Below are 8,559 nucleotides of genomic sequence, written 5' to 3' on the forward strand. Positions count from 1 at the left end.
CGCCCCTATCGTCCCACGGTGGACGACTCGAGAAGCTCGACCGCGTGCTGACGGGCGGTCGCCGACTCCTCCTGACCCGACAGCATCCTTGCGAGCTCGCGGACGCGGTCGTCCTCGGTGACCTCGCGCACGCCCGTCACGGTGACGCCGCCTGCATCCCCGTCGGTGCCCCCGTCGGCGTCGGAGCCGCCGTCCGCGCTCGACTTCGTCACCACGAGGTGGGAGTCCGCGAAGGCCGCCACCTGCGCCAGGTGCGTCACGACCACCACCTGCGTGCTGCGTGCGAGGGTCGCCAGCCGGCGCCCCACCTCGACCGCGGCGCGGCCGCCCACGCCCGCGTCGACCTCGTCGAAGACGAACGTCGGCAGCGGGGCCGCGGCCCGCGCGCCGGTCGTGGCCTCGAGCCGGGCCGTGGCGAGCGCCACCTCGACGGCGAGCATCACGCGGGACAGCTCGCCCCCGGACGCGCCCTTGCCCAGGGGGCGGGCGGGCGCCCCGGGGTGCGGTTCGAGCAGGAACGTCACCTGGTCGGCGCCCCACGGCCCGGGCTCGTCGGCCTCGGCGACGTCGACCACGAGCCGCGCCCCCTTCATCGCGAGCCCCGCCAGCTCCGCCGTGACGGCGGCGCCGAGCTCCTCCCCCGCGGTCCGGCGCCCCGCGGTCAGCCGCTCGGCCGCGGCCGCCAGCTCGGCGTCCAGCTCCACCGTGCGCTCGCGCATGGCGGCCAGCCGCTCGCCGCCGTCGTCCAGGTCGAGCAGGCGCAGGCCCGCGTCGCTCGCCCAGCGCAGCACGTCGTCGACGGTCTCGCCGTAGCTGCGCGTCAGGGTGGTCAGCTCCGCGAGGCGGGCGTGCGCCGTCTCGAGCCCCGCCGGGTCGGCCTGCAGGTCGTCGACGTACGCCGAGAGGTCGGTCGCGACGTCCGCGAGCAGGTAGCCCGCCTCCGCAAGCCGGGTCGCGTGCGCGCCGAGCGCCGGGTCGTCGCCCGCGGCCGCATCGAGCGCGCGCCGCGCCCGCTCGACCGCCGCCACCGCGCTGCCCGCGGTCTCGACGTCGTCGCCCGCGACGGCGTCGTGCGCCTCCTGCGCGGCGACCCGCAGCTGCTCGGCGTTGCCGAGACGGCCCACGAGCGCCGACAGCTCGGCGTCCTCCCCGGGCCGCGGGTCCACGCGCTCGACCTCGGCGAGGCCCAGGCGCAGCAGCTCCGCCTCGCGGGCACGCTCGGCGCCGCGCGCGGTGAGCTCGGCGATCTCGGCCAGCAGCCCGGCGCGCTCGGTCCAGGCCGCGCGGTACGCGTCGAGCAGGTCCTGGTGCTCCGGTCCGGCGAACGAGTCCAGCGCCTCCCGCTGCTTGACCGCGGTACGCAGCCGCAGCTGGTCGGCCTGCCCGTGCACGGTGACCAGCTCGTCGGCGATCTCCGCGAGCACCGCCTGCGGCACGCCGCGGCCGCCCAGGTGCGCCCGCGAGCGCCCCGCGGCCGCCACGGTCCGCAGCACGACGACCGTGCCGTCGTCGTCGACCTCCCCGCCCGCCTCGTCGACGCGCGCCGCCACGGCGGGGTGGGTCGCGACCCGCAGCCGTCCCTCGACGACGGCACCGTCTGCGCCGGGACGCACCGCGGCCGCGTCGGCCTTGCCTCCCATGAGCAGGCCGAGGCCCGTGAGCACCATGGTCTTGCCGGCACCGGTCTCGCCCGTGATGACGGTCAGCCCGTCCGCCAGCGGCACCCGGGCGGCGCGGATCACGCCCAGGTTCTCGATCGCGATCTCCTCGAGCACCTACGCCTCCTTCTCGTGCTCGGCCCCGCCCTCGGTCGGGGCGTCCTGCTCCGGGCGGCCGGGCGCCCGGTGGTCCGGTCGGTTCGCGGCCAGCTCCCGCCAGCCGACCACCGGCAGGGAGAACTTCGACACCAGCCGGTCGGTGAACGGCGACGGCGACAGCCGCGCGAACCGCAGGGGCAGTGCCCCACGGCGCACCTCGACCCACGACCCGACCGGCAGGTCGATGCGCCGCCGGCCGTCGCAGGTCAGCACCGCGGGCACCGGGCTGCGCTCGAGCACCTTCACCGTGTACGTGGACCGCGGGCCGATGACGAGCGGGCGCGCGAACAGCGCGTGCGCGGACAGCGGCACCAGCAGCACGCCGTCCACCTCGGGCCACATCACGGGCCCGCCCGCCGAGAACGCGTGCGCCGTCGAGCCGGTCGCGGTGGACATGACCACGCCGTCGCACCCGAACGACGACAGCGGCCGGCCGTCGACGGCGATGCCGACCTCGACCATGCGCTCGCGCCGCGCCTTCTCCACGGTGGCCTCGTTGAGCGCCCACCCCGTGCGGGGCGTCTCCTCGCCCGGCAGGTGGACGGTGACGTCGACCACGGCGCGTTCCTCGACCTCGTAGTCGCGCGCGGCGAGGCGCCGGACGGCGTGCCGCAGGTCGTCGCGCTCGCTCTCGGCGAGGAAGCCCACGTGGCCCAGGTTGACCCCGAGCAGGGGGACCCCCGTGCCGTGCGTCAGCTCGGCGGCGCGCAGGATCGTCCCGTCGCCGCCCAGGACCATCACGGCCTCGGAGTCGGTGACGCCCTCGCGCGCGCGGGCGGCGGCCATGTGGTCGCCGAAGGACTCGGCGAGGTCGTCGTCGTGCAGCGCGACCTCGAAACCCGCCTGGGTCAGCTCGCGCACGGCCTCGGAGAGCGCCGCCACGGCCTCGGGGCGGCCCCCGTGGGTGACGATGAGGACTCGGCGGCTCACTGTGCTCCTCCGATCGGCAGGACGGGTGGGACGGACGGCGGCGCGTCGGGGGCGCCGGGCTGCCAGGCGACGGCGGCCTCCACGGCCGCGGCCAGCGCCGCGGGGTCGGGGCCGCCGGACCGAGCGCCGTGGGGACGTGGACCGGCACGGTCGGGCCCCGCGCTCGGCCGCAGCCAGCAGAAGTACTCGCGGTTGCCGCTCGGGCCGGGCAGCGGGCTGGGCACGACGGCGCGCGCCTCCAGGCCGTGCTCGGCCGCGGACCGCACGACGGCGCCCACCGCCTCGGCGTGCAGGCGGCCGTCGCGGACGACTCCCCCGCTGCCCAGTCGCTCTCGTCCGACCTCGAACTGCGGCTTGACCAGCAGCAGCACCTGCGAGGTCGGGTCGAGCACCGCGGCGAGCGGGCCCAGCACCAGCGTGAGCGAGATGAAGGAGAGATCGCCGACGACCACGTCCGGCGAGCGCTCGAGGTCGTCCGGCGTGAGGTCCCGCAGGTTGAACCCCTCGACCACGGTGACCCGCGGGTCCGCGCGCAGGGCGGGCACGAGCTGGTCGTGCCCGACGTCGAGCGCGACGACGTGCCGCGCGCCGCGGCGCAGGAGCACGTCGGTGAAGCCTCCGGTCGATGCCCCGACGTCGAGGCACCAGCCGCCGTCGACGGCGTCGAGCAGGTCGTGTCCGGCAGGGTCCGCGGCGAGCGCGTCCAGGGCCCCCGCCAGCTTGCCGCCGGCGCGGGAGGCATAACCCGGGTCGGCCGGGTCCGGGTCCACGGTGACGGGCGCGCCGGCGGGCACGGGCGTCGAGGCCTTGGCGACCGTGCGCCCCTCGAGCCGCACACGCCCCGCGCCGATCAGCTCGACGGCCTGCCGGCGCGAGCGTGCCAGGCCGCGCCGGACGAGCTCCGTGTCCGCACGGGGCTCGGGCATCACCGCGCCGGTCCCGGGCGAGGGGCGCCGCGGTCCCGCTCCCCTGGCTCCGGCTCGCCGTCCAGGCGCGCGCGCAGGACGTCGTGCACCTGCGCGAACCGCTCCACGTGCTCGCTCACCGGGACCTCGTCCAGACCGTCGAGGCCCGCCAACGGGCCGGCGGCTCCCGCCGCCGTCGGGGCGGGGTCGATCGGTTCGGCGTCAGCAGGTCGAGCGTCAGCAGGTCGAGCGTCAGCAGGTCGAGCGTCAGCAGGTCGAGCGTCAGCAGGTCGAGCGTCAGCGGCGCGGACGTCGGCGGGTCGAGCGTCGACCGCGTGGACGTCGCCCGGGCGCGCTCCGTCGGTCGGCGGCTGCTCGGCGTCGCGAGGCGGTTCGGGGACGACGCCTCCAGGCGTCACCGGATCCTGCGTCATCGTCCCTCCTGCCGCTCGCGGGTCGTGGTCTCGTCGCCGGCACCGTGGCCGGGTGCGCGGACCACCGGCCCGTCAGCGGCTGATCGTGGGGGACGACGCCGCAGGCCGAGGTCCGGGTCCACGCTACCCGCTGGCGCCCACGTCCCTGTGCCACGACCCACAGGCCCGACCTGGTCCGTCGCCGGGACCCCGCCCGCCGCACGGGAACAGAGTAGGACGCACGGTGTCAGCCGACCGAGATCAGGCGCAAGCCGTCAGAAGACCGGCGACCGACGTCATTGAACAGTGACAAGCTCGTGGTGACGAGCTCGTGGTGACGAGCTCGTGGTGACGAGCTCGTGGTGACGAGCTCGTGGTGACGAGCTCCTGGTGACGAGCTCCTGGCGTCAGGCCTGCAGCTCCGGCACGGTGGCGGGATCCACGACGTCTCCGCGGTCCACGGCCTCCCACGCGGCGACGCAGGCGGCGCGGATCACGTCGATGCCGCGAGGCCCCTCGCCGTCGAGCTCGAGCCGGCCGTCGGTGACCCGTGCGGCACGGTCGCCGCACGTCCACCAGCCCTCCGCGGCACGCTGCGGCGCCGGGTGCGGCTCCAGCAGCGCGCGCAGGTCGCCGCCCAGGAAGTCCGGGCGCAGGCCCGCGTCCGCCAGGACCGCGTCGCGCGCTGTCGACACCCCGGTCAGCACGTGCAGGCCCGGGTATCCGCCGGAGCGCGCCCCCGCGAGGTCGGTGTCGAGCCGGTCGCCGATCACCAGCGGCCGCTCGGCCCCCGCGCGTTCGACGGCGAGGCGGTACATCGTCGGGGAGGGCTTCCCCGCGCTGTCGGGCCGCACGCCCGTGGCCGCGACGACGGCGCCCACGAGGGCGCCGTTCCCCGGCGCGAACCCCCGCGCGGTCGGCAACGAGAGGTCGAGGTTGCTGGCCACGTGCCACGCACCGCCCGCGACCGCGTACGCCGCCTCGGCCAGGTCTTCCCAGGCCAGCCCGGGCGCGTAGCCCTGCGCGACGGCGTCGGGCACGTCGTCGGCGGAGTCGACGACGATCAGCCCCGACCGCTCGACGGCGGTCCGCAGCCCCGCGCCGCCGACGACGAGCACGCGGGCGCCCGGCGCGAGGCGCGTGCGCAGCAGCGCCGCGCACGCCTGCGCCGCGGTCATGACCTCGTCCGCAGCCGTGGGGATGTCCAGCCCCGTGAGCTGGCCGGCGACCTCCTCGGGCTCCCGTGACGCGTTGTTCGTCACGAACACGAGCCGCAGGCCCTCGCCGCGCGCGGCGGTCAAGCTCTCCGCCGCGTGCGGGATGGGCAGGTGTCCCCGGTAGGCCACTCCGTCGAGGTCGACGAGCGCCAGGTCGTGCGCCGAGGCCAAGGGGACGTCGCTGCTCGCGAGCGTCGCCGTCATCCCTTCTCCGCGGACGTCTCGTCGGCCGGCACGGGAGGCGCTGCCTCCGTACCGTCGGCGACCTCCTCGACCGCGTCCTCCGCCACGTCGTCGGCCCGGTCCTCGGCGAGGACATCGACGATCTCGGGCGCCTCGTCGTCCTCGTCCGTCACCGGCTCGGCCGCGGCGCGACCTGCGGCGTCGAGCGCAGCCACGTCGGCCGCATCGGCTGCCTCCTCCGAGTCCGCGCCGCCGTCGACGGTCGCCGTACGGTCGTCGGGAGCCTCGGCCCCCGACCCGACGCCCTCATGGTCCTGCCCGTCGGCACCCTCCTCGAGGGCGACCTCCGTCTCGGGCTCGGCGTCGGGCTCGGAGGATGTGCCCTCGTTGTCAGCGTCCGCGTCCTCGTCGTCCGCGTCCTCGTCGTCCGCGTCCTCGTCGTCCGCGTCCTCGTCGTCCGCGTCCTCGTCGTCCGAGTCCTCGTCGTCCGAGTCCTCGTCGTCGTCCGCGTCCTCGTCGTACGTGTCGTAGACGACGACGTCGTCGATCTCCTCCACCGCGCCGGAGACGCGCTCCAACGCCGCGGGGTCGACGCCGGCGAGCAGCGTGGCGGCCTCGTCCGCACGTCCAGCAGCCTCGAGCGCGGCCGCGCGGGCCTGCAGCACCCGGAGGCCCAGGTCGCCCTTCCGCTCGGCGGCGGGGATCCGGTCGAGGACGGCCAGCGAGGCGTCGTGCTCGCCCAGGTCGCTCCGGGCACCGCTCGCCACGATCGCGAGCTCGGTCCGCCCCTCGGCGTCGAGCGTGCGCGCCTCCTCGCTGGTGGCGAGGGCGATGGCACGCTCGGGTCGCCCGAGCCCGCGCTCCGCGTCCGCCATGAGCGGCAGGTGCTCCGAGGACCCGTTCAGCCGTCGCACGGTCCGCAGCTCGCGCAGCGCCTCGGCGAAGCGACCCGTGCGGTACGCGGCGATGCCGGCGGCCTCCCGCACGACGTCCACGCGTCCGCCGCGGCGGACGGCTGCCTGAGCGTGCTCGTAGGCCCGCTCGGGGTCGACGTCGAGCAGGCGCCCGGCCATGACCAGGTGCAGCCCGACCCGTTCGGCGTTCTCCTTGGTCAGCCCTCGGAGCCGGCCGCGCACGTCCTTCCCGAGCTGGCCCATCGTCGCGTCCTCGGCGATCTCCGGCTCGACGACGCGGGGGCGGCGCTCCGCCGCCGCGGCCGGGCGGTGGCCCTGCCGAGGCCCTCCCGAGCCACCCGGCCCCGCGGGACGCCGTCCCTGCCCTCCGCCGTGGCGCTCTCCGGCCGCAGGTCCGCGCGAGCCGTCGCCCCGGTACCCCTGGCGGGTCCCGTCACGAGGGTCATGGCCGTCTCGGCGATCCCGGGCGCGGTCACGCTGGTCCGAACCGCCGCGGTAGCCGCCGGACTGCTCCCGTCCCTGACGAGGTCCGCCCGAGCGCCCGTCCCGCCTGTCCTGCCCGCGGTATTCGCGGTCGTCACGGTCGCGCGACTGGCGCTCGCCGCTCTGGGGGCCCGTGCCCCGCCCGCGGTACTCACGCTCCTCACGACCGCGTCCCGGACGCCCACCGTCAGGACGTCCCTCACCTCGGTCGTCCCGGGACCACGAGTCGCGGCGCTCGCCAGAGCCACCCTGCGGGCGCCCGTACGAGGGCCGAGCACGTCGGTCGTCGCGCGACCACGACTCACGACGGTCCCCAGAGCCACCCTGCGGACGACCACCCGACAACCGCTCGCGCCGATCCCTGCGGTCCCCCGCCTGTCCGTCACCGCGCGCCGGACGGTCGCTGCGGCTCGCGTCCCCGGACCGACCCGATCCACCGCTCCGCGATCCGGCGCGCTCGCCGCCGCGCCGGCGGTCGTCAGAACTACCGGAACCGGACCAACGGTCGCGCCCCTCACTCCCGCTCCGCACGCCGCGCTCGGACGAGGGACGTCCCTGGCCCCGAGGCCGGTCGCCACCGCGGCCGCCCTCGGGCGAGCGTGCACTCCTGCCACCGTCACGCCCAGCCCCGCGAGGGCTGGCACCACGGGGGGACGACGAGCGACCGCCAGCACCGCCCTTGTTCTCGTCCCGCGGTGAATCGTTCACGCTACTCCTTCCAGACGCCGACACAAGCCGTATTCTCCCACGCCACGTTCCCTTGAGGGCGGCCAAGAGCTTCCGCCGACCTGTGACAGGCGGCACCACCGCACCCTTGCAGGCACGGGCCGATCGGCCGCACACCTCCCGACAAACACCTTCTCGACCGCCCGTGCGGCAAGGACCCGCACGTGCACTCAGACGAGCCGCTGTCACGGTGTAGCGAACGAGCCGCGAACGCCACCATCGGGCGGGCTCAGACAGGCCCCTGCACGCCGCCTCGCCACGGCCCGAGTTCGGCCGATACGGCCGGAGGCCGCTGACGACGCCAGGGCCGGCCCTTCAGTGGCGCCTGCGACCCTGCACATTCCGCAGCCCAGTGGTGGTCCTGAGTGCCGCGGACCTCTCAGTCCCAGCGCCGGCGCCCGTGCTCACAGCACGGCGCCGTCACCTGGTTCGTTCGAGCGCCGCTTCCGAACACGTGCGTACCGGAGGGTGGTGTGCGGGTCGTGGCGACCGAGCGGGTCGTTGTGCACGTCATGGCCGCGCGGGCCGTGCGTCACTGCCTGGTCGGTGGTGGGCGGGTGGGGCCTGGGTGATCTCGGGGGGCGGGGTGGGTTGGTGGTGGTGTGGGGGTATGCGAAAGGCCCACCCCGGTGCGGGGGTGGGCCTTTCGTGAATGGGTGTCCGGCGGCGTCCTACTCTCCCACCCCCTCTCGAGGGCAGTACCATCGGCGCTGAAGGGCTAAGCTTCCGGGTTCGGAATGGGACCGGGCGTTTCCCCAACGCTATGACCGCCGTAACAGTATCGAGTTTTCAGGGTGCACCCACACACGCCCGCCAGGGGGTGTGTGGGTGGTGCCCGTTTCTCGGGAACCGCATAGTGGACGCGAAGCAGTATTGCCAAACAGTGTTTGGGTGTGTGTGAAGTTGTTGGCTTATTAGTACCGGTCAGCTCCGACAGTCTTTCGTCCTGTCTTCCACATCCGGCCTATCTA

General features: G+C 75.6%; 5 protein-coding genes and 1 rRNA gene. All 6 read right to left on the reverse strand.

Features of this window, described 5'->3' with window-relative positions; translation table 11 throughout:
- Nucleotides 1–5: 5 nt before the first annotated feature.
- A complete protein-coding gene (gene recN, locus ACFWDO_RS11160; protein WP_380316113.1) occupies nt 6–1,775 on the reverse strand; it encodes a DNA repair protein RecN in 1,770 nt (589 codons plus the stop codon).
- Nucleotides 1,776–2,747 carry an NAD kinase gene (locus ACFWDO_RS11165; RefSeq protein ID WP_380316116.1) on the reverse strand — a complete coding sequence of 324 codons (972 nt, stop codon included), beginning with the start codon at nt 2,745–2,747 and terminating at the stop codon, nt 1,776–1,778.
- Entirely contained in the window at nt 2,744–3,673 is a 930-nt protein-coding gene (locus ACFWDO_RS11170; RefSeq protein WP_380316119.1) for a TlyA family RNA methyltransferase, read from the reverse strand. Before ACFWDO_RS11170 ends, ACFWDO_RS11165 begins: the two co-directional genes overlap by 4 nt.
- Nucleotides 3,674–4,472: 799 nt before the next feature.
- Nucleotides 4,473–5,486: an HAD-IIA family hydrolase gene (locus tag ACFWDO_RS11175; RefSeq protein ID WP_380316122.1), complete on the reverse strand. Its 1,014-nt coding sequence runs from the start codon at nt 5,484–5,486 to the stop codon at nt 4,473–4,475.
- The gene (locus ACFWDO_RS11180; RefSeq protein WP_380316125.1) at nt 5,483–6,622 is read right to left on the reverse strand and encodes a hypothetical protein; all 1,140 of its coding nucleotides are present in this window, start codon (nt 6,620–6,622) and stop codon (nt 5,483–5,485) included. The genes ACFWDO_RS11175 and ACFWDO_RS11180 overlap by 4 nt, the downstream gene beginning before the upstream one ends.
- A 1,624-nt stretch (nt 6,623–8,246) precedes the next feature.
- Nucleotides 8,247–8,363: ribosomal RNA gene (rrf, locus tag ACFWDO_RS11185) — 5S ribosomal RNA — on the reverse strand.
- Nucleotides 8,364–8,559: the final 196 nt, after the last annotated feature.

Source organism: Isoptericola sp. NPDC060185, assembly GCF_042728595.1.
Taxonomy (GTDB): Bacteria; Actinomycetota; Actinomycetes; order Actinomycetales; family Cellulomonadaceae; genus Isoptericola.